The sequence below is a fragment of the Pseudomonas sp. AN3A02 genome (assembly GCF_011765255.1).
Lineage (GTDB): Bacteria > Pseudomonadota > Gammaproteobacteria > Pseudomonadales > Pseudomonadaceae > Aquipseudomonas.
Map to the genome: position 1 here is coordinate 764265 of NZ_JAARNI010000001.1, position 20877 is coordinate 785141.

General features: G+C 61.5%; 19 protein-coding genes. 6 read left to right on the forward strand and 13 right to left on the reverse strand.

The genetic code is table 11. The features are described 5' to 3' along the window. Nucleotides 1-165: 165 nt before the first annotated feature. The 10 genes from pcaD to pcaR all read right to left on the reverse strand — a co-directional run bounded on the left by pcaD (nt 166) and on the right by pcaR (nt 10591). Nucleotides 166-957 (reverse strand): 3-oxoadipate enol-lactonase, encoded by a 792-nt coding sequence (pcaD, locus tag HBJ59_RS03655; protein WP_167662795.1) that lies wholly within the window; start codon nt 955-957, stop codon nt 166-168. Nucleotides 958-967: 10 nt separating this feature from the next. Further along, nucleotides 968-2332, reverse strand: coding sequence for a 3-carboxy-cis,cis-muconate cycloisomerase (locus HBJ59_RS03660; RefSeq protein ID WP_167662796.1), 1365 nt, complete (start codon nt 2330-2332; stop codon nt 968-970). 49 nt (nt 2333-2381) lie between these two features. Next, the gene (locus tag HBJ59_RS03665; protein WP_076016559.1) at nt 2382-3677 is read right to left on the reverse strand and encodes an MFS family transporter; all 1296 of its coding nucleotides are present in this window, start codon (nt 3675-3677) and stop codon (nt 2382-2384) included. Nucleotides 3678-3857: 180 nt separating this feature from the next. Then, the gene (pcaG, locus tag HBJ59_RS03670) at nt 3858-4424 is read right to left on the reverse strand and encodes a protocatechuate 3,4-dioxygenase subunit alpha (RefSeq protein ID WP_167662797.1); all 567 of its coding nucleotides are present in this window, start codon (nt 4422-4424) and stop codon (nt 3858-3860) included. A 1-nt stretch (nt 4425) separates the two neighbouring features. Further along, complete coding sequence (pcaH, locus tag HBJ59_RS03675) at nt 4426-5130, reverse strand: protocatechuate 3,4-dioxygenase subunit beta (protein WP_076016558.1); 705 nt, start codon at nt 5128-5130, stop codon at nt 4426-4428. Nucleotides 5131-5158: 28 nt separating this feature from the next. Then, nucleotides 5159-6364, reverse strand: coding sequence for a 3-oxoadipyl-CoA thiolase (gene pcaF, locus HBJ59_RS03680; RefSeq protein ID WP_173860403.1), 1206 nt, complete (start codon nt 6362-6364; stop codon nt 5159-5161). After that, entirely contained in the window at nt 6361-7143 is a 783-nt protein-coding gene (locus HBJ59_RS03685; RefSeq protein WP_173860402.1) for a CoA-transferase subunit beta, read from the reverse strand. Before HBJ59_RS03685 ends, pcaF begins: the two co-directional genes overlap by 4 nt. After that, on the reverse strand, nt 7140-7997 hold the full coding sequence (locus HBJ59_RS03690) for a CoA transferase subunit A (protein WP_167662798.1): 858 nt from the start codon (nt 7995-7997) through the stop codon (nt 7140-7142). Before HBJ59_RS03690 ends, HBJ59_RS03685 begins: the two co-directional genes overlap by 4 nt. A 256-nt stretch (nt 7998-8253) precedes the next feature. Beyond that, a complete protein-coding gene (locus HBJ59_RS03695; protein WP_076016554.1) occupies nt 8254-9600 on the reverse strand; it encodes an MFS transporter in 1347 nt (448 codons plus the stop codon). A 148-nt stretch (nt 9601-9748) separates the two neighbouring features. Further along, nucleotides 9749-10591: a pca regulon transcriptional regulator PcaR gene (gene pcaR / locus HBJ59_RS03700; protein WP_003219833.1), complete on the reverse strand. Its 843-nt coding sequence runs from the start codon at nt 10589-10591 to the stop codon at nt 9749-9751. Between the two features lie 618 nt (nt 10592-11209). Between pcaR and HBJ59_RS03705 the strand changes: the two genes are divergently transcribed. Both HBJ59_RS03705 and HBJ59_RS03710 read left to right on the forward strand, forming a co-directional pair. Then, complete coding sequence (locus HBJ59_RS03705) at nt 11210-11410, forward strand: hypothetical protein (protein WP_076016553.1); 201 nt, start codon at nt 11210-11212, stop codon at nt 11408-11410. A gap of 310 nt (nt 11411-11720) precedes the next feature. Then, nucleotides 11721-13196 carry an inorganic phosphate transporter gene (locus HBJ59_RS03710; protein ID WP_167662799.1) on the forward strand — a complete coding sequence of 492 codons (1476 nt, stop codon included), beginning with the start codon at nt 11721-11723 and terminating at the stop codon, nt 13194-13196. A 987-nt stretch (nt 13197-14183) separates the two neighbouring features. Here the strand turns inward: HBJ59_RS03710 and ccoM are convergent. Further along, nucleotides 14184-14300 carry a cytochrome c oxidase subunit CcoM gene (ccoM, locus tag HBJ59_RS31795; protein WP_010176679.1) on the reverse strand — a complete coding sequence of 39 codons (117 nt, stop codon included), beginning with the start codon at nt 14298-14300 and terminating at the stop codon, nt 14184-14186. Nucleotides 14301-14443: 143 nt separating this feature from the next. Then, nucleotides 14444-14686, reverse strand: coding sequence for a hypothetical protein (locus HBJ59_RS03715; RefSeq protein WP_167662430.1), 243 nt, complete (start codon nt 14684-14686; stop codon nt 14444-14446). 51 nt (nt 14687-14737) lie between these two features. Between HBJ59_RS03715 and HBJ59_RS03720 the strand changes: the two genes are divergently transcribed. The 3 genes from HBJ59_RS03720 (at nt 14738) to HBJ59_RS03730 (ending at nt 17362) form a co-directional block, all read left to right on the forward strand. Further along, nucleotides 14738-15610, forward strand: a complete 873-nt coding sequence (locus HBJ59_RS03720) for a LysR substrate-binding domain-containing protein (RefSeq protein WP_167662800.1) — start codon at nt 14738-14740, stop codon at nt 15608-15610. 88 nt (nt 15611-15698) lie between these two features. Further along, complete coding sequence (locus HBJ59_RS03725) at nt 15699-16169, forward strand: RidA family protein (protein ID WP_167662801.1); 471 nt, start codon at nt 15699-15701, stop codon at nt 16167-16169. Continuing rightward, the gene (locus HBJ59_RS03730) at nt 16166-17362 is read left to right on the forward strand and encodes an aminotransferase class V-fold PLP-dependent enzyme (protein WP_372241434.1); all 1197 of its coding nucleotides are present in this window, start codon (nt 16166-16168) and stop codon (nt 17360-17362) included. Before HBJ59_RS03725 ends, HBJ59_RS03730 begins: the two co-directional genes overlap by 4 nt. Here the strand turns inward: HBJ59_RS03730 and HBJ59_RS03735 are convergent. Beyond that, on the reverse strand, nt 17359-17700 hold the full coding sequence (locus HBJ59_RS03735) for an aspartate-semialdehyde dehydrogenase (RefSeq protein ID WP_076016549.1): 342 nt from the start codon (nt 17698-17700) through the stop codon (nt 17359-17361). The two genes, HBJ59_RS03730 and HBJ59_RS03735, sit on opposite strands and share 4 nt — an antisense overlap. Before the next feature lie 216 nt (nt 17701-17916). On the opposite strand from HBJ59_RS03735, the gene rapA reads away from it, so the two are divergent. After that, a complete protein-coding gene (rapA, locus tag HBJ59_RS03740) occupies nt 17917-20763 on the forward strand; it encodes an RNA polymerase-associated protein RapA (RefSeq protein WP_076016548.1) in 2847 nt (948 codons plus the stop codon). Nucleotides 20764-20877: the final 114 nt, after the last annotated feature.

Consider the following 20877-nt stretch of genomic DNA (forward strand, 5'->3'; position numbering starts at 1 on the left):
TGACGACAGGCACATAACCTGTGGCGAGGGAGCTTGCTCCCGTTGGGTCGCGCAGCGGCCCCCATAAGGTCACCGCATACTTGCTGAAAAATCTCTATTGCGGCTTTCAGGGCTGCTTCGCAGCCCAACGGGAGCAAGCTCCCTCGCCACAGAGGTTAGCGATACTCAGCGGGCTAACAGAAATTCCAGCACACGGTCGCTGAACGCCGCACCGGCCTGCACGTTGGACAGGTGCGCGGCGTAGAACTCGGCGTACTCGGCGCCCTGCACGTGCTCCTGGATAAAGTGCCCTCCAGACGGCGGTGTGACCGCATCTTCAGTGCCGGCAATCACCAGGGTCGGCACCGTGATGGACGGCAGTTGCTCACGGAAATCCGCATCGCGCACGGCCGCGCAGTTGGCGGCATAACCTTGGGGATTGGTCGCTGCCAGCATGTCGGTGATCAGCTTGGCCTGGTCAGGATGAGCCTCGGCAAAGTCGGCGGTGAACCAGCGGGCGATCGACGCGTCACGCAGGGCCACCATCGCTGCCGCACCGTCGCGCAGGACCATCTCGATCCGAGGGTTCCAGATCTCGGGCGTACCGATTTTCGCTGCTGTGTTGCATACCACCAGCCGACGCAAACGCTCACCCGCATTGATCCCCAGCCACTGGCCGATCAGGCCGCCCATGGACAGCCCGCAGAAATGCGCGCGTTCGATCTGCAAAGCATCCAGCAACGCCAACACGTCACCGCCCAATTGCTCGATGCTGTAGGGCCCCTCGGTCACCAGGGATTTGCCGTGGCCACGGGTGTCGAAACGCAGCACCCGGAAGTACTTCGTGAACGCCTCGATCTGGATGTCCCACATGTGCAGGTCGGTGCCCAGGGAGTTGGACAGCACCAGTACCGGTGCGTCTTCGGGGCCATCGAGTTGGTAGTTCAGTTCGCCATCGGCGAGTTGTACAAATCCCACAGCAGCCTCCTCAGGCAGTCAAAGCAAAATGTTCGGCCACGGCCCGGGTGACCCAGGTGTGTGCCTGGCCCAGGTAGTGCGCCGGGTCCAGCAGGCGGTCGAGTTCGTCTGCCGACAGTTCGGCGGTCACTTGCGGTTCGTCACCCAGCACCGCCCGCAGGTGGCGCCCCTCGGCGACGGCGCGCTTGCAGCATTGTTCCAGTAGATGGTGCGCGGTTTCGCGGCCCAGGCGCTGGGCAAGGACGATGCTGACCGCTTCGGCCAATACCAGGCCTTGGGTCAGATCCAGATTCCGGGACATGCGCCCGGGGTCGACTTCCAGCCCTTCGCTGACCAGCAGCGCCTGATGCAACGCACCGGACACCAACCGGCAAATTTCCGGCAAGGTTTCCCACTCGGCGTGCCACAGGCCCAGGCTGCGTTCGTGCTCCTGGGGCATGGCGCTGAACATTGTCGCTACCAGGCCGGGCACACGGGTCGCGGCGCTGATCAGCACGGCGGCGCCCACCGGGTTGCGCTTGTGGGGCATGGTCGAAGAGCCACCCTTGCCGGGGGCTGAGGGTTCGAACACTTCCGCCGCTTCGGTCTGCATCAGCAAGCTGACGTCGCGGCCGAGTTTACCGAGGCTGCCGGCGATCAAGCCAAGCACCGAGGCAAACTCCACCAGCCGGTCGCGCTGGGTGTGCCAGGGTTGTTCCGGCAGGCCCAGTTGCAACTCGGCCGCCAAGGCTTGCGCCACCGGCATCGCCTGTTCGCCCAACGCCGCCAGGGTTCCGGAAGCACCGCCAAACTGCAGCACCAGCAAACGCGGCTTGAGCTCACGAAGGCGCTGCCGACTCCGGGTAACTGCGCCGAGCCAGCCGGCGATTTTCATGCCCAGGGTGACCGGCGTTGCATGCTGCAGCCACGTCCGGCCAGCCAAAGGAGTTGTCGCATAACGTTGAGCCTGCGCGGCCAGGATGCCACCCAACCGCGCCAGATCGTGTTCGATCAACTCGACAGCGCTGCGCAGTTGCAGCACCAGGCCGGTGTCCATCACATCCTGACTGGTAGCGCCCAGATGCACATAACGTTCGGCGCCGGCATCTTCGCTGGCGATCAACTTGCCGAGGGCCTTGACCAACGGAATCGCCGAATTGCCCGCAGTGGCAATTGCCTCGCCGAGGGCATCAACGTCGTAGAGAGAAGCCAGGCAGGCCTGGGCAATGGGCGCGACAGCCGCTTGCGGGATCAACCCGACCTGAGCCTCGGCCCGGGCCAGTGCCGCTTCGAAATCCAGCATGCCCTGCAAGCGCCCTTGGTCACAGAACACTTCGGCCATGCTGTTGGCGGTGAAATAGGCGTCGAACAGTTGGTTGCTCGTGCGCATCGTCATAAAACATCCCTAGGTGGCGCATACCCGAAGAGGGGCATGCGCCAGCCGGTTACAGATCGTGGTGCAAGTACGCCGCCTGTTTGGGCAGGCGCAAGCTGAACAGGAACGCCACCGCCATCATCGCCGTGACGTACCAGTAGAAGGTGTTCTCCATGCCCATGGACTTGAGCCCCAAGGCCACGTATTCCGCCGAGCCGCCGAAGATCGCGTTAGCCACCGCATACGCCAGGCCCACGCCCAATGCGCGTACTTGTGGCGGGAACATTTCGGCTTTCACCAGGCCGCTGATGGAGGTGTAAAAGCTCACGATGGCCAGCGCCAGGGTGATCAACACAAAGGCCAGGAACGGACTGCTGACGGTTTTCAGGGTCAGCAGGATCGGCACGGTGCACAGCGTGCCCAGGGCGCCGAACCACAGCATCGAGTTACGGCGGCCAATCTTGTCGGCCAACATGCCGAACACCGGCTGCATGCACATGTAGAAGAACAGCGCGCCGGTCATGATGTAGCTGGCGGTCTTGGCGTGCATCCCGGCGGTGTTCACCAGGTACTTCTGCATGTAGGTGGTGAACGTGTAGAAAATCAGCGAGCCGCCGGCGGTGTAGCCGAGCACGGTGATAAACGCGGCCTTGTGATCGCGGAACAGCGCGGCAATGCTGCCGGCGTCCTTGTCTTCACGCATTTCCTTGCTGGTGGTTTCTTTCAGGGTGCGACGCAGCAGCAGCGAGATCACCGCCGCAATGGCGCCGATCACAAACGGAATCCGCCAGCCCCAGGCACGCAGTTCGTCTTCGGTGAGGATCTGTTGCAGGATCACCACCACCAACACCGCCAGCAGTTGCCCGCCGATCAGGGTCACGTACTGGAACGAGGCAAAAAACCCGCGCTGGCCCTTGAGCGCCACTTCGCTCATGTAGGTAGCGGTAGTGCCGTATTCGCCGCCTACCGACAGGCCCTGGAACAGCCGGGCCACCAGCAGCAAGGCCGGGGCCCAGGCGCCGATGTCTTTGTAGGTGGGCAAAAAGGCAATGACCAGGGAGCCGGCGCACATCATCAGCACCGAGATCATCATCGAATTCTTGCGACCGTGTTTATCCGCCACCCGGCCGAACAGCCAGCCGCCGATGGGGCGCATCAGGAAGCCGGCGGCAAACACACCAGCGGTGTTGAGCAGTTGCACGGTGGGGTCGTCCGACGGGAAAAACGCCGGGGCGAAATAGATGGCGCAGAAGGCATAGACGTAGAAGTCGAACCATTCGACGAGGTTGCCGGAAGAGGCACCGACAATCGCAAAAATCCTTTTGCTGCGTTCTTCTCCGGTGTAATGGCTGGTTTTTGTTGTCATGTTTTTTCACTCAGTGGGAACGGTTATAGCCTAGACATACTTTGCAACAACCATGTTCCGCAAGCAGACTTTTGGATATTTGTTGCCTGTGCCGGCCTCATCGCGGGCAAACCCGGCTCCCACATTTGGAATGCATTCCCCTGTGGGAGCTGGCTTGCCCGCGATAGATCCCCAGCCAACTCAATAATCGAAGAACACCGTCTCTTCGTCTGTCCCCTGCAAAATCACATTCCACTGGTACACACCCGCCGCATCCGCCTTGGCGATCAACGTGCGCCGGCGCTCCTGCGGCACACACGCCAGCAGCGCGTCATCGCCATTCGCCGCTTCACCGTCAAAATAAATCCGCGTCAGCAGGTGCTTCACCAACCCACGGGCAAACACCAACACCACCATGTGCGGCGCCTGGGTCGTGCCCTTCAACCCCGGCACACTGCCCGGCTTGATGGTGGTAAAGCGAAAACGCCCTTCGGCATCCACCGGCACCCGGCCAAAGCCTTCGAAGTTCGGGTCGACCGGCTTGTCCTGCTCATCTTCAGGATGGTCATACTTGCCGGCCGCATTGGCCTGCCAGACTTCCAGCATGGCGTCGTTGACCACATCGCCATTGCCATCCACCACCTGCCCGGTGATCGCCACGCGCTCGCCGAGGGTGGCGGCAACGGTCAGGTCTTCGCGGTTCAGCCAGGTCAGGCCGATGTGGTAATACGGCCCGACGGTGTGGGAAGTAGTCGCGTTGAGGCTCATCTTATTTCTCCATCGGCGTGGCGTCGCGGCCGCGCAGAACGATGTCCCAGCGGTAGCCGAGGGCATAGTGCGGAATGGTTTTTTCCAGGTCGAAACTGGCGATCAGGCGTTCCTTGGCGGAGGTGTCCGGGACGCAGTTGTAGATCGGGTCGTACGCCAGCAGCGGGTCGCCGGGGAAATACATCTGCGTCACCAACCGCGTCAGCACACTCGGGCCGAACAGCGAGAAGTGGATGTGCGCCGGGCGCCACGCATTGTGGTGGTTGCCCCACGGGTAGGCGCCGGGCTTGATGGTCTGGAACTGGTACCAGCCCTCGGCGTCGGTGACCGTGCGCCCGGTACCGGTGAAATTCGGGTCCAGCGGCGCGTCGTGCTGGTCGCGCTTGTGGTTGTAGCGGCCGGCGGCGTTGGCCTGCCAGATTTCCACGAGGATACCGGGAACGGGCAAGCCGTTTTCATCCAGCACGCGCCCGTGAATGATGATGCGTTCGCCCTGGGGCTCGCCTTCATGCTGGGCGGTCAGGTCGTTGTCCTTCTCGTCGATCCGTTCGGCGCCGATGGTCGGGCCGGTGATTTCCGACAAGGAATGGGGCAGGAACACCAACGGCTTGGACGGCGAACGCAGGTTCGTCGACTGGTAGGCCGGGTGCAGGTAATCAGGCTGAGTACCCGCTTGCGGGCGCCGGTATCCGGGCTTGTCACTCATGGAGCAATCCTCTTTATTCTTGTGGGTCTCAAACGCGTTCGATCGCCAGGGCCAGGCCTTGGCCAACACCGACACACATGGTCGCCAGGCCTTTGCTGCCACCGGTTTTTTCCAGCTGATGCAGGGCGGTCAGTACCAGACGCGCGCCGCTCATGCCCAGCGGATGGCCAAGGGCAATGGCACCACCGTTCGGGTTGACCTGGGGTGCGTCGTCGGCAATCCCCAGTTCGCGCAGTACGGCCAAGCCCTGGCTGGCGAACGCTTCGTTGAGTTCGATCACATCAAAATCAGTGACCGCCAGGCCCAGGCGCTCCACCAGTTTGCGCACGGCCGGCACCGGGCCGATGCCCATGACCCGAGGTGCAACACCGGCGCTGGCCATGCCCAGCACACGAGCGCGAGCGGTCAGGCCATGTTTTTTGACGGCTTCAGCGGAGGCCAGGATCAGCGCTGCGGCGCCATCGTTCACACCCGAGGCGTTGCCCGCAGTGACGGTCTTGTCCGGGCCGTTGACCGGCTTGAGCTTGGTCAAGGCTTCCAGGGTGGTATCGGCCCGTGGATGCTCGTCGTGCTCGACCACGGTTTCGCCTTTTTTATGCGCGACACGCACCGGCACGATTTCTTCAGCAAAGAAGCCGGCAGCCTGCGCAACAGCGGTACGTTGCTGGCTGCGCAGGGCGAAGGCGTCCTGATCGGCGCGGGAGACTTTATAGTCGTCGGCCACGTTGTCGGCGGTTTGCGGCATCGGATCGACGCCGTACTGGGCCTTCATCAACGGGTTGATAAAACGCCAGCCGATGGTGGTGTCTTCCAGCTTCATGTTGCGCGAGAACGCCGCATCAGCCTTGCCCATCACGAACGGGGCGCGGGACATCGACTCAACGCCACCGGCAATCGCCAGCTCCATTTCGCCGCTGGCGATGGCGCGAAACGCCGTGCCGATCGCGTCCATGCCCGACGCGCACAGGCGGTTCAGGGTGACGCCGGGAATGCTTTCCGGCAGGCCCGCCAGCAATGCTGCCATGCGGGCCACGTTGCGGTTGTCTTCGCCGGCCTGGTTGGCGCAGCCGAGGAACACTTCATCCACCGCGTTCCAGTCCACCGACGGGTTGCGCTCCATCAGCGCCTTGATCGGCAGTGCCGCCAGGTCATCGGCGCGCACGGTGGACAAGCCGCCGCCAAAACGGCCGATGGGGGTACGAATGGCGTCACAGATAAATACGTCGCGCATCAGGCTTCTCCGGGGGCTTGGCCGTGGGCGGCAGCGGTGCGTGCCTCAAGGTCGCGCAGGGCGGTCAGTTCAATCTCGGTAGGTTCGGCGCTGGTGGTCAGTTGGTCGGCAAAGCGAATCGCCCAACCGGTGGCGGCCACCACTTGCTCACGGGTCACGCCGGGGTGCAGGGCGGTGACGACAAATTCGTGGGTGCCCTCCTCCGGCTCCATGATGCACAGGTCGGTAATGATCCCTACGGGACCGGCGCCTGGCAGACCCAGGCGTTTGCGCGAGTCACCGCCTTCGCCGTGGCCGACCGAGGTGATGAAGTCCAGCTTGTCGACAAACGAACGCGCCGACTGCTTGAGGATGATCAGCACGCTCTTGGCGGAACCGGCGATCTCCGGGGCGCCACCGGCACCCGGCAGGCGCACTTTGGGCTGGTGATAGTCACCGACCACGGTGGTGTTGATATTGCCGAAACGGTCGACCTGAGCCGCACCGAGGAAGCCGACGTCAATGCGCCCGCCCTGCAGCCAGTAGCGAAAAATCTCGCCGGTCGGCACCACGGTGTCAGCGGTTTCCGCCAGCTCGCCGTCACCGATGGACAGCGGCAGCACGGATGGCTTGGCGCCAATCGGGCCAGACTCGTAGATCAGCACCACGTCGGGCGACGACGTCAGGCGCGCCAGGTTGGCGGCCTTGGAGGGCAGGCCGATGCCGACGAAGCACACCGAACCGTTCTTCAGGCGGCGCGCGGCGGCGACGGTCATCATTTCATTGGTGGAGTAAGCCATTATTTGGCCTCCTGCGCGGCGGCCAGCTTGGCCTGGAATTCACTGAAGTTGGCAGTGCCGTGGATGTATTCGTTGATCCACGCAGTAAACGTCTCACGGTCCCGGGCGATCGGGTCCCACGCCTGGTAGAAGCGGTTGTCACGCTCGGTGTAACCGTGGGCGTAAGACGGATGCGCGCCGCCTGGCACGTGGCACACGGCGGTCAGGGCCCAGGTCGGCAGGACGCAGGCATTCATCGGTGCGTTGAGGTCGTCGACGATTTCTTCGACGGTGACGATGCAGCGCTTGGCTGCCAGGGCCGCCTCCTTCTGCACACCGAGGATGCCCCAGAGCAGCACATTGCCTTTGCGGTCAGCCTTTTGTGCGTGGATCACGGTGATGTCCGGGCGCACCGATGGCACGGCGGCCAGCACTTCGCCGGTGAAGGGGCAAGTCACGGTCTTGATCAGCGGGTTAACCTTGGGCAGGTCGGAACCGGCGTAGGCGCGCAGCACCGCGAATGGCAGGCCGGATGCCCCGGCGACGTAGGCATTGGCCAGGTCGGCGTGGCTGTGTTCTTCGATCTCCAGTGGTTGCGGCCATTGCTTTTCAACCGCGTCCCGCAGGCGATGCAGGGAGCCCACACCCGGGTTGCCGCCCCAGGAGAAAATCAACTTGCGTGCACAGCCGGCGCCGATCAACTGGTCGTAGATCAGGTCGGGCGTCATGCGCACCAGCGTCAGGTCTTTCTTGCCCTGACGAATGATTTCATGACCTGCCGCCGTAGGGATCAGGTGAGTAAAGCCTTCGAGTGCAACGGTGTCGCCGTCATTCACGAACTGCTTGACCGCATCAGCCAGCGAAAGGATTTCAGCCATGGGGTTGGGCTCCCGGTATCGATCGAAAAAGGCGCTGGAGGCAGCGCCGAAGTGCTTGAAGATTAAGCCGGGGGTTAAAGCCAAACAATCCGATAATCGACTGAGTGTTCGATTATCGAACGAATTGTTTGCAAGCTATCTTTCCCTGTAGGAGCGAGCTTGCTCGCGAAAAACTTGAAGACGCCGCGTTCGTTCAGAATGCCAACGTCATCGCTAGAGACTTTCGCGAGCAAGCTCGCTCCTGCAAAAAATCGCTTCAGGTAGCGTCCGCGTGGCTGACCATGCCCTTGATCACCACCGCCGTGGTGGCCAATGCCGCCGGAATCACCAGGGCTGTCAGCACCTGTTCGAAGTTCCAGCCCAGACCCAGCAGGGTTGCGCCCATCCATGCACCGAGGATCGCACCAAAACGGCCGATGCCGAGCATCCACGACACACCGGTGGCACGGCCTTGGGTCGGGTAGAAGCGTGCGGCCAGCGACGGCATCGCCGATTGCGCACCGTTGACACACATGCCGGCGATCAGCACCAGGGTCGCCAGGAGCGTGATATTGCCCAGGCTCTGCCCCACCGCGTAGGCAAACACCCCGGCCAGCAAGTAGAAGGCGCCGATGACCTTGTGAGGATTGAACCGGTCCATCGCCCAGCCCACGCCGACCGCACTCAATACGCCGCCAAACTGGAACAACGCGCCGATAAACGCGGCCTGTTCCATGCTGGCGCCGCTGTCGCGCATCAGGGTCGGCAGCCAACTGGTCAGCAGGTAAACAATCACCAGGCCCATGAAGTAGGTCAGCCACAACAGCAAGGTGCCGGCGCTGTAGGTGCCAGAGAAGATCACCGCGAACACGTTGCGCGCCTTGACGGTTTTTTGCTCGGGCACGCTGAAGCTTGCGGCCTGGGCGACGATGCTGGGTTCGATGGGCGCGAGGGTCTTGCGGACCTTGTCGGTGCCGCGATTGCGCACCACCAGGTAACGCGCCGACTCCGGCAGCCAGAACAACAACACCACCGCAAGGATCAACGGCAAGATGCCGCCGATCATCAGCAGGCTGTGCCAGCCAAAGGCCGGGATCAACTTGGCCGAGATAAACCCGCCACCGGCCATGCCCAGGTTGAAGCCGCAGAACATGCTGGTAACCAGCAGCGACTTATGACGTTCCGGGGTGTATTCGGAGAGCAGCGTCGTGGCATTCGGCATGCCGGCGCCCAGGCCCAGGCCGGTGAGGAAACGCAGGATCAGCAGTTGATCGACGTTACTGCTGTAGGCCGATGCCAGGCTGAAGGCGCCAAACACCAATACCGCTCCCACCAGCACCACCTTGCGTCCAAAGCGGTCCGCGAGCGGACCGGAGCCGAGGGCGCCAAAGACCATGCCGATCAACGCGGCACTCATTACCGGGCCGAGGCTGGCGCGGTCGATGCCCCAGTCCTGGGACAGCGCAGGGGCGATAAAGCCCATGGCGGCGGTGTCGAGGCCGTCGAGGAAGACGATGAGAAAACACAGGATCACCACCCGCCACTGATACCGCGACAGCGGCTGGGCGTTGATGAAGGACTGAACGTCCAGGCAAGTACCGACAGCAGGTGAAGGCTGATTCATTATTTTTATTTCCACACCGATGGGCGGGCGAACGACCTTGAGTCGTCATTATTATTGGGGCGGCGCCTTGAAGCGCTGCCGCACATTAATAAGCCTTGGGAAACACCGTCAATTCATCCAGCCGGGATCTGTGCGGTCACCGAACAGCTTACGCAAACAGCTGGGCACTCAGCTCCTGGCTGGCGCTGAGCATGCTCGGCAGGAAACGCTGCTCCAGCTCACTGCGGCTGACCCGCCCGGCATGGGTGCTGACGTTCAGCGCGGCGAGTACCTGGCCCGAGGCGTCGTATACCGGCACGGCGATGGAACGCAGGCCCTGTTCCAGTTCCTGGTCGACAATGCACCAACCTTGTTGCCGCACTTCCTGCAAGCATTCGAGCAAGGCTTGCGGGGTGGTGAGGGTGCGGCTGGTCTTGGTTTGCAGGTCGGCGTGGTCGAGATAGTCCTGCAGTGAAGCGTCATCCAGCGCGGCCAGCAGGATACGGCCCATGGAGGTGCAATAGGCCGGCAAGCGGCCGCCCACGGAAAGGTCGACGGAAATCAGGCGCTGGGTGGTGGCGGAACGGGCGATGTAGAGGATGTCATCGCCTTCGAGGGTCGCCATGTTGCAGGCTTCGTGGAGTTGCTCGCTCATGCGATCCAGGTACGGCTGGGCGGAAACCGCCAGGGGCGTGGACGACAGATAGGCGTGGCCGAGGGTCAGCACCTTGGGCAGTAGTGAATAGGTACGCCCGTCGGTGGTGGCGTAGCCGAGTTTGATCAGGGTATGCAGGCAACGGCGTACGGCAGCGCGGGGAATTTCCGTGCGGTGACTTATCTGGGCGATGGTCAGGTGGCGCTTGCGTTCCTGGAACGCCTGCACCACGGCCAGGCCACGGGCCAGAGAGGTCATGAAGTCCGGATCACCGGTAAACGCCTGGATGCGCTTGGCGGGTGACGCAACGATCGGCGGCGCCACTGACGCGAAGGAGTTGCGCAATTGATCGTTCATTTGGGGTCCTTTCTCTTATTTTTAACCGCTGCGGGGGTGAGCGCTATTACAAGCCGCCGTGTAATCGATACACAAGGCAAGGCGGGCAAGATTGGGCGATTATCGGACGGTCATTCGATTATCGCAATTAGTCACCGCCCGCCGGCGGTCGGCCCAGGTTGGTCCACCTCTCAATCGACTTTCAGAATCTTCTGATGTACGAGAGAACTTAAGGTTTATTTACCGCCTGTAGAACACGGCACAATTTATGACGTCAATAGTTGAGCAATTACCTGACGTGCTTGAGTAACAAAACCCTCACACAAAGTTGACGATTTTTAACTTGATGGTGATAGTGTTACTCAAACGCATGGCTATAATGCATCCTGTGCGAGGCCGGCTCCGTTTCAAAACGCCGATCCGAGCCTGACCGGGCTACGCATCGCCTTTGCGCAGGCCCCGCCGCAAGTACCTGACACTCATGCAAGATGCTGCCAATGGCTTGCGACTGTAAATAGAAACTGTTGCTACGACAGCTGTTCTTCTTCCGGTGCCGTGGCCGCATGCAATAAGGAAGTGATTGATCCTTCCCTGCATCGCGCTTCACTGGAATTAAACTCAACTCAATTAGGTAACAATGTGACGAAAGACGAACTGCGCGCGGAACTTGAGCGCCAGGAACAACGTTACAAGGATGTTTACGGCGGGGAAGTCACCACCTACGCCGCCCAGCCAGAACCTGAACGCAAGCCCTGGCGCAAACGAGCCAGTCTGCTAGACCAGGCCTTTGCCCAGGAAATCCATAAGATTGAACAGGACCTCAAAGCCGGAGAGCCATAAGCGATTCGGGTTGAGCATCCACGGTGCCATCTCTCTGCCAGCACCGCACTGGCAGGGAGAAGCTCCCTCCTGGCGTCTTACCGAAATTTCATACAATTGTTTCAGAAGTTCCCTTCTGGCGGTTTAACCCGCCTATTTTCGCTATCTTCGTTATAAATCAAACACTTGCCGAAGCCCCGAAAACGCCGGGATGCGCCCCTCCCCCTCATTTTTTTTCGTTGAAGAATGTTACCGATGAGCAGCTAGTGCATTGATTACCGATGTTTTCTGGCATAATCGCGCCCCCTTACGACCGGGTCAGAAAACCTTCATGATCGATTTATTCAGCGGACTGGATGCTTGGGTTCTCGTGAGCCTGTTGCTCGCCCTGGCCTTTGTCCTCGCCTTCGAGTTCATCAATGGCTTTCATGACACCGCTAACGCGGTTGCCACAGTCATCTATACCAAAGCCATGCCTCCGCATCTGGCCGTGTTCTTCTCCGGGGTGTTCAACTTCCTCGGCGTGTTGCTCGGTGGTGTCGGTGTTGCATATGCCATCGTGCACTTGCTGCCGGTGGAGCTGCTGATCAATGTGAACACCGGCCACGGTCTGGCCATGGTCTTCTCATTATTGGCCGCGGCGATCACCTGGAACCTCGGCACCTGGTATTTCGGGATCCCGGCGTCCAGCTCCCACACCCTGATCGGCTCGATCCTCGGTGTCGGCCTGGCCAACGCCCTGATCAACGACATTCCGCTGGCTGACGGCGTGAACTGGCAGAAAGCGATCGATATCGGCGCCTCGCTGGTGTTCTCGCCGATGGCTGGTTTCGTGGTGGCAGCCCTGGTGCTGCTCGGCCTGAAATGGTGGCGCCCGCTGTCGAAGATGCACAAGACACCGGACCAGCGCCGCAAACTCGACGACAAGAAGCACCCACCGTTCTGGAACCGCCTGGTACTGGTGATTTCGGCAATGGCCGTGAGCTTTGTGCACGGTTCCAACGATGGTCAGAAAGGTATCGGCCTGATCATGCTGGTGTTGATCGGTATCGTGCCGGCGCAGTTTGTACTGGACCTGGGCAGCACCACTTACCAGATCGAGCGTACCCGCGACGCCACGCTGCACTTGAATCAGTTCTACCAGCGTAATCACGAAACTCTCGGTGAGTTCCTCGCTCTGGGCAAGAGTGTGAAAGACGATTTGCCGGGCAAGTTCCAGTGCAATCCGCAGCAGACTGAACCGACTATCAACGCCCTGCTGGGTACATTGAAAGGTGTCTCTGACTACCATTCGTTGACTGCCGAGCACCGGATTGAAGTGCGTCGTTATCTGTTGTGCCTGGATGACACCGCGAAGAAGGTAGGCAAGTTGCCTGGCCTGGAAGCGCGTGAGAAGTCGGACCTGGACAAGTTGCGCAAGGATCTGACGGCTACAACCGAATATGCACCGTTCTGGGTGATCCTGGCCGTGGCGCTGGCCTTGGGCCTGGGCACCATGGTGGGCTGGAAGCGTGTGGTGTTGACCATTGGTGAGAAGATCGGCAAGCAAGGGATGACCTATGCCCAGGGCATGTCGGCGCAGATCACCACGGCCAGTATGATTGGCCTGGCTAACATCTTTAGCCTGCCGGTATCTACGACCCATGTGTTGTCTTCGGGTGTGGCCGGGACCATGGTGGCTAACAAGAGTGGGCTGCAAGGCGGCACCGTTAAGACCATTTTGATGGCTTGGGTGTTGACGCTGCCGGCAACTGTGGGCCTTTCGGCTGGGTTGTTCTGGTTGGCTTCCAAGGCTTTGGGTAGCTGACAGATCTTTGGCTTGTGAAGAAGGTGCGACCTGTGAGGGTTGCGCCTTTTTTTATGGCTGGGGTTTGGGTGTATATCCGTTATTTGGGTGATGGCTGATATGGGTTCCGCTCTTACAGCGGCTCACTTTTGAAGAGCGCAAAAGTAAGCAAAACGCTCTTGCCCCACCACTCGGCACCTCGCTTGGGCTCGGTGTGCCCTCACTCCGGCTTTGGAGCGTGGGCCGCCGCGATGGGCCATCGTTGGCCCAGCGCGGCTAACCCGGCGTCCTGCCGGGTTACCCACGCTCCAAAGCCTGCGTTCGGCCAGCGTGGTTTAACGGGGCGCCTAAGATCAAGATCACAAGCAGATCAAGAGCACAGCGGCCTACAGGCCGGCTTGAGTGTGGTGAAGCAACAGCAACAGCAAAATCAGAAGCTAAAGCGGGCACGGTCCAAATGTGGGAGCGGGCTTGCTCGCGAAGGTCGTTAACGATGACGCTGGCATTCTGGATGAACGCGGCGGTCTCAGGTTTTTCGCGAGCAAGCTCGCTCCTACAGGAAAGCAGCTCTGCTTTCGCTCTTAACACTCAAGCCGGCCGGTAGGCCGCTGTGCTCTTGCTTTTGATCTGCTTTTGATCTTGATCTGCGGGCCCCGTCAACCACGATGGCCGCAAGTAGGCACGGTGGAGCGGGTAAATCGGCAGGGAAGCCGATTTAGCCGCGCCGGGCCATGGATGGCCCGTCGCGGCGGCCCGCGGAATCGGGCCGGAGTGCGGGCATGCCGAGCCTAGGCGAGGCACCGAGTGGTGGGGCAAAGACCTTTTGGTTACTTTTGGCTGGGCCGGCATTCCGGGCGTTTGCCAAAAGTGACCCGCTGTAAGAGCGGAACCATAGGCGGCCGTTACCTAAATAACGGATATGTACTCAACCCCCACTAAATCGAAAACAAAAAAAAGGCGACCGAAGTCGCCCAAAATGCCTTGCGTGCTCATGTATCCCGAAAAGACCTAAGGCTTCTTACGCTTATTAGCGTCTTTCCAGATAAAAATTCCAAACCCTACAAAGAACATCACCATGAGGCCAACCGTCAGCACTCCGGCAAATACCACATTATCGAAAAACATGACCGGCCTCCTGCACTTGCCCTGTTGCGATAGGGCTAAGTTAACCAAGAAGACGAAAGAAGAAATTGACGAGGATCAATGTCGCCCGCAACGGGGCGTAAAGAAGGGAAATAACTGACCTGCATCAAACGATGCAGGCTATATCAACGCTTTTTCGGTTTGTTTTTCGACTTTTTCTTAGGCTTACCCAACGGCATCGCCTGCTCAAACGCCTGGCGCACTTCATTCAGTCGTTTGTCATTCAGGTCATGAACACGTTTGGCCCGTTCGGCATTCAGGTCTATCAGTTTGTCATCGTCACTCATGGCTTGGGTTACGTAATGGCTTGGATGCCCCAATAATGCGTCCTGCGCCAATCCCGCGTAAACAAAATCGGTGTCATCCAACCCATTTGCCCGCAAAATCCCCGATCCAAACCCTCACACAGAGCGTTCGACGTGGCACTGCACAAGGACCTTCCCCCACTCCTGGCCCTGCGCGCCTTTGAGGCCGTGGCCCGGCATTTGAGCTTTATCAAGGCCGCCGCCGAGCTGTCGGTGACCCAAAGCGCCCTCAGCCATCAAGTGCAGAAGCTCGAACAGCATCTGGGCAAACCGCTATTTATCCGACGCACCCGCGCCATCGATCTGACTGAAGACGGCCAACACTACTACGACCAAATCCGCCCCGCCCTCGACGTCATCGCCGCCGCTACCCGCCAGCAACAAACCCCGCCCGCCACCACCGTGCTGCGCGTCGGCCTGCTCGCCTCGTTCGCCACCTTGTGGCTGGCGCCGCGCCTGGCCGGGTTTCTCAGCCGCTACCCGCACATCCAGGTGGAGTTGGTGCCCGCAATTCAACTGGCAGATGTCGCCGCCGCCGAGGTCGACCTGGCGATTCGCTACGGCAAGGGCGACTGGGCCGATGTGCAAGCCACGCGCCTGATGAGCGAAACCCTGTCACCTGTGTGCAGCCCGACGTTCAAGGCCAGCCAACTGGAGAACGGCCCGCTGTTGATGGCCACCTCGCACCGCCCTTTCGAGTGGGCCGACTGGTCCCGGCATTACCAGGTGGATGTGGAGCATTACCCCAAGGCACTGTTGCACGACTACAACATCGTGGTGGAAGCCGCCGTCGCCGGCCAAGGCATCGCCATGGGGCGCCACCGCCTGATCGAGCGCAGGTTGAAGGATGGCACATTGGTGGAAGCCTTCGACTGGCCGCCCTACCACAGCGAGATCGGCTACTGGCTGATCACCCCGCAAGGCGACACCAGCCAAGCGGCCACCTGTTTCAGTGAATGGCTACGGGAAATCTGTGCCGACGCATGAGTTATTTCGATACGTCGAGTGAGATCTATCCGTTTGTCGACCCAAACCACGCCGCCCATGCTGAAGACTCTTCCCAAGAGGATTCAACATGAGCCACTCCATCTCGCAACGCGTGCAAGCCCTCGGCCTGAGCCTGCCCACACCCAGCCAGCCGATCGCCAACTACGTCAATTTCGTGATCAGCCAGAACCAGCTATTCATCTCCGGCCAAATCCCGCTGCTGGACGGCAAAGCCACCTACATCGGTCGTCTCGGCGAGTCCATCAGCGAAGACGAAGGCGCTAAAGCCGCCGAACTCGCTGCGCTGGGCCTGCTCGCACAATTGAGCGATGCCCTGGGCGATGATCTGTCGCGGCTGGTGCGCATCATTCGGTTGGGCGTGTTTATCGCCAGCAGTGGTGATTTCCAGCGCCAGGGCGCAGTCGCGAATGGGGCTTCGAACCTGCTGGTCAACGCCCTGGGTGACAAAGGCCGCCATGTCCGTACTGCCGTGGGCGTCGCCAGTTTGCCGGGCGGTGTGGCGGTGGAGATCGATGCGATTTTCGAGCTGCAGCCGTGACCGCGCTGTCCCTGACGCAAGTCCGGGAACTGCGGGACGAAACGCCGGGCTGCCAGTCCGGCATCGTCCACTTCAACCACGCCGGGGCCTCCCTGCCGAGCCAAGGGACGCTCGACGCAATCATTGACCAGTTGCAACGCGAAGCCCGGGATGGGCCGATGGAGGCCGGCGAACACGGTGCACTATTGGCGGAAAAAGCCCGTCGCGCCGCCGCGCAATTGCTCAACGCGCCGGTGTCATCGATTGCCTTTGCCAGCAGCGGCTCGACCGCCTGGAGCATGGCGTTCCAGGCGCTGGGGCCGTGGAAACCGGGCGACCGTATTCTGGTGGGCCGCCACGAATGGGGCGGCAACCTGGCCAGCATGCAGACAGCCGTGCAAGCGGGTGCGCACGTAGAGGTGATCCCTTGCGATGAAACCGGCGCGGTGTCCGTCGCCGGCCTGGAAGCCATGCTCGACGCCCGGGTGCGCTTGATCGACCTGACCTGGCTCCCCGCCAACAGCGGCTTGATCAACCCTGCCGAGGCCATCGGCGCGTTGGCCAAGCGTCATGGCATTGCTTATTTCATCGACGCCGGGCAAGCCCTCGGCCAAGTGCCGGTGGATGTGCAAGCACTGCACTGCGATGTGCTCAAGGGCGCCGGGCGCAAGCATCTGCGAGGCCCGCGGGGAACCGCATTGCTGTATGTGCGGCCGGATTTTCTCGAGCGCTTGAACCCGGTCCAACGCGATGTATTTTCTGCGCCCTGGAGCCCTGTGGGTTTCGACTTGCGCAACGACGCCCGGCGCTTTGAAACCAGCGAAGTGTCATTCGCGCTGTTGGCAGGCCTGGGCAATGCGTTGCTGGAGGTCAATCGACTGGGCGCTGAGCGGATTCGCCGGACGGTCCAGCTTCTAAGCGACACGATCCGCGAAGAACTACGCGGGATCGAGGGGATTACCCTGCATGATTTGGGTATTGCCGCAAACCAGTCCGGCCTGATCGCCTTCAACCTCGCCGGCTGGGACGCCTTCGAGCTAAAGCGCCGCCTGGGGCTCAAGCGAATCAACATCGGTGCCAACGGTGTGCCCTACACGCCGCTGGACATGCAAGCCCGCGAGCTGGACAGCGTGGCGCGAATCTCCGTGAGCTACCTCAACACGGCACAAGACATCGGGCAACTGATCGCCGCCCTGCACGAACTGCAGGATTAAACCTCGACGTCCACCCACAAGCCTTGGCGTGGCGCGTCTTCAATCAGCGGCACCACCGGCACGGTGTTGTCGGCGTTGAGTTCGTCACCGGGAACAGCCAGGTGCTCCTGCGGATCCTCATCGGCTTCGCGGCGGCGCTTTTGCTGTTCCTGCTGGCGTCGCTGTTCCTCGCGCAGCAACAGTGCCGCTTCCTCGGGGTCGCGCTTTTGCAGGTCGATGGTGCTTTCGTTGGAGCCTGGTTGAACCGGCACCACGGGCGGGATATCCGGCTTCTGGCGCACCGGGTCAAGCTGCGACGTGACCGGCACAACACTCAGGGGCAGCATGGGTGGCAGCATATTAATAGTCTCCTGTTCAGCAGACTGTCGGCTGCGTGGGTGACGACTTGAGCGTCAAGCCGCCAACTTGTGAACTAATCGTCATCTATCCGACGAACATACAGCCCTTTTTCTTGCCGCTTGTAGCTTAAAGCTTGAAGCTGCACCTATTCCTTTTGGTCTGGAAGCCGTGTTCCGTTAGAATAGTCGGCTTTTTCACGGCGGGAGTCAGGCAGCATGGCGCAGCAGTATCAACCGGGGCAACGCTGGATTAGTGACAGCGAAGCAGAGCTGGGGTTAGGCACCGTTCTGGCACAGGACGGCCGCTTGTTAACCGTGCTCTATCCGGCCACTGGCGACACTCGCCAGTATGCGCTACGGAATGCGCCCCTCACTCGCGTGAGGTTTTCGCCGGGTGACACCATCACCCATTTCGAAGGCTGGAAAATGACCGTGCAAGAAGTCGACGATGTCGACGGCCTGCTGGTCTACCACGGCCTCAATGGGCAGAACGAGCAGGTCACCCTGCCGGAAACCCAACTCTCGAACTTCATCCAGTTCCGTTTGGCCAGCGACCGTCTGTTCGCCGGCCAGATCGACCCGCTGGCCTGGTTCTCCCTGCGCTACCACACCCTTGAACACACCAGCCGCCAGTTGCAGTCCTCGCTCTGGGGCCTGGGCGGCGTGCGTGCGCAACCGATCGCGCACCAACTGCACATCGCCCGTGAAGTCGCGGACCGTATCGCGCCGCGGGTTCTGCTGGCAGACGAAGTGGGCCTGGGCAAGACCATCGAAGCCGGCCTGGTGATTCATCGCCAATTGCTGTCGGGTCGCGCCAACCGCGTACTGATCCTGGTGCCGGAAAACCTCCAGCACCAGTGGCTGGTGGAAATGCGCCGCCGCTTCAACCTGCAAGTTGCGCTGTTCGACGAAGAACGCTTTATCGAAAGCGATGCCGCCAACCCGTTCGAAGACACCCAGCTCGCGCTGGTGGCCCTGGAATGGCTGGTGGACGACGAGAAGGCCCAGGACGCGCTGTTCGCCGCCGGCTGGGATTTGCTGGTGGTCGACGAAGCTCACCACCTGGTGTGGCACGAAGAAAAAGCCAGCCCCGAGTACACGCTGGTGGAGCAACTGGCCGAAGTGATTCCGGGCGTGCTGCTGCTCACCGCAACCCCTGAGCAACTGGGCCAGGACAGCCACTTCGCGCGCCTGCGCCTGCTGGACCCGAACCGTTTCCACGACCTGCACGCCTTCCGCGCCGAGAGCGAAAACTATCGCCCGGTGGCCGAAGCCGTTCAGGAGCTGCTGGACAAGGGCCGCCTCTCGCCGGCCGCCCACAAGACCATCCAGGGATTCCTCGGCAACGAAGGCGAAGCCCTGCTGACCGCCGTCAACGATGGCGACGCCGAAGCCAGCGCCCGTTTGGTACGCGAACTGCTGGACCGCCACGGCACCGGCCGCGTGCTGTTCCGCAACACCCGCGCCGCGGTGCAAGGCTTCCCGGAGCGCAAGCTGCACGCCTACCCGCTGCCGTGCCCGGACGAATACCTCGAACTGCCCCTGGGCGAACACGCCGAGCTGTACCCGGAAGTCAGCTTCCAGTCGCAGCCGGATGTGGATGAAGAACAACGCTGGTGGCGTTTCGACCCGCGCGTCGAATGGCTGATCGATCAGCTGAAAATGCTCAAGCGCACCAAAGTCCTGGTGATCTGCGCCCACGCCGAAACCGCCATGGACCTGGAAGACGCCCTGCGCGTGCGCTCCGGCATCCCGGCCACGGTGTTCCACGAGGGCATGAATATCCTCGAGCGTGACCGCGCCGCTGCTTACTTTGCAGATGAAGAGTTCGGCGCCCAAGTGCTGATCTGCTCGGAAATCGGCAGTGAAGGCCGCAACTTCCAGTTCTCCCACCACCTGGTGCTGTTCGACCTGCCATCCCACCCGGACCTGCTGGAACAGCGGATCGGCCGTCTGGACCGGATCGGCCAGAAGCATGTGATCGAACTGCACGTGCCGTACCTGGAAACCAGCCCGCAAGAGCGCCTGTTCCAGTGGTACCACGAAGCGCTGAACGCGTTCCTCAACACCTGCCCGACCGGCAACGCCTTGCAGCACCAGTTCGGCCCGCGCCTGCTGCCGCTGCTGGAAAATGCCGACGACGGCGAGTGGCAAGCGCTGATCGACGAAGCCCGTGCCGAGCGCGAGCGCCTCGAAGCCGAGCTGCACACCGGCCGCGACCGTTTGCTGGAGCTCAACTCCGGCGGCGCTGGCGAAGGTGATGCGCTGGTGGAAGACATCCTTGAGCAAGACGACCAGTTCACCCTGCCGATCTACATGGAAACCCTGTTCGACGCCTTCGGCATCGACAGCGAAGACCATTCGGAAAACGCCCTGATCCTCAAGCCGAGCGAGAAAATGCTCGACGCCAGCTTCCCCCTGGGCGACGACGAAGGCGTGACCATCACCTACGACCGCAACCAGGCGCTGTCCCGCGAAGACATGCAGTTCATCACCTGGGAACACCCGATGGTGCAAGGCGGCATGGACCTGGTGCTGTCCGGTTCCATGGGCAATACCGCCGTGGCGCTGATCAAGAACAAGGCGCTCAAGCCGGGCACCGTGTTGCTGGAACTGCTCTACGTCAGCGAAGTGGTTGCCCCACGCTCGCTGCAACTGGGCCGCTACCTGCCACCGGCCGCGCTGCGCTGCCTGCTGGACGCCAACGGCAATGACCTGTCGGGCCGCGTCTCGTTCCTGACCTTGAACGACCAGCTGGAAAGCGTGCCGCGGGCCAGCGCCAACAAGTTCGTCCAGGCCCAGCGCGACCAACTGACGCCGCGGATCAACGCCGGTGAAGAGAAGATCGCCCCGCGTCACGCCGAGCGCGTGGCCGAGGCTCAACGTCGCCTGGCGGCGGACACCGACGAAGAACTGGCGCGCCTGACCGCGTTGCAAGCGGTCAACCCGACCGTGCGTGACAGCGAACTGGTTGCCCTGCGCCAACAGCGCGAGCAAGGCCTGGCCATGCTCGACAAGGCTGCGCTGCGACTGGAAGCGATTCGGGTGCTGGTAGCGGGCTAACCTCGCCGCCCTGCCCTGCTGAACAAAGAGGCCCGCGCAATGCGGGCCTTTTTTATGGGTATCGGTAACCTCTGTGGCGAGGGGGCTTGTCCCCCGTTGGGCTGCGTAGCGGCC

Bases quoted from the DNA above. Each gene is read 5' to 3' on its own strand.
- HBJ59_RS03725 (WP_167662801.1), top strand. From the start codon at position 15,699: ATGAGCCACTCCATCTCGCAACGCGTGCAAGCCCTCGGCCTGAGCCTG.
- HBJ59_RS03690 (WP_167662798.1), bottom strand. From the start codon at position 7,997: ATGGCTGAAATCCTTTCGCTGGCTGATGCGGTCAAGCAGTTCGTGAAT.
- HBJ59_RS03735 (WP_076016549.1), bottom strand. From the start codon at position 17,700: ATGCTGCCACCCATGCTGCCCCTGAGTGTTGTGCCGGTCACGTCGCAG.
- rapA (WP_076016548.1), top strand. From the start codon at position 17,917: ATGGCGCAGCAGTATCAACCGGGGCAACGCTGGATTAGTGACAGCGAA.
- pcaR (WP_003219833.1), bottom strand. From the start codon at position 10,591: ATGAACGATCAATTGCGCAACTCCTTCGCGTCAGTGGCGCCGCCGATC.
- ccoM (WP_010176679.1), bottom strand. From the start codon at position 14,300: ATGTTTTTCGATAATGTGGTATTTGCCGGAGTGCTGACGGTTGGCCTC.
- HBJ59_RS03695 (WP_076016554.1), bottom strand. From the start codon at position 9,600: ATGAATCAGCCTTCACCTGCTGTCGGTACTTGCCTGGACGTTCAGTCC.
- pcaH (WP_076016558.1), bottom strand. From the start codon at position 5,130: ATGAGTGACAAGCCCGGATACCGGCGCCCGCAAGCGGGTACTCAGCCT.
- HBJ59_RS03710 (WP_167662799.1), top strand. From the start codon at position 11,721: ATGATCGATTTATTCAGCGGACTGGATGCTTGGGTTCTCGTGAGCCTG.
- pcaG (WP_167662797.1), bottom strand. From the start codon at position 4,424: ATGAGCCTCAACGCGACTACTTCCCACACCGTCGGGCCGTATTACCAC.
- HBJ59_RS03665 (WP_076016559.1), bottom strand. From the start codon at position 3,677: ATGACAACAAAAACCAGCCATTACACCGGAGAAGAACGCAGCAAAAGG.
- HBJ59_RS03660 (WP_167662796.1), bottom strand. From the start codon at position 2,332: ATGACGATGCGCACGAGCAACCAACTGTTCGACGCCTATTTCACCGCC.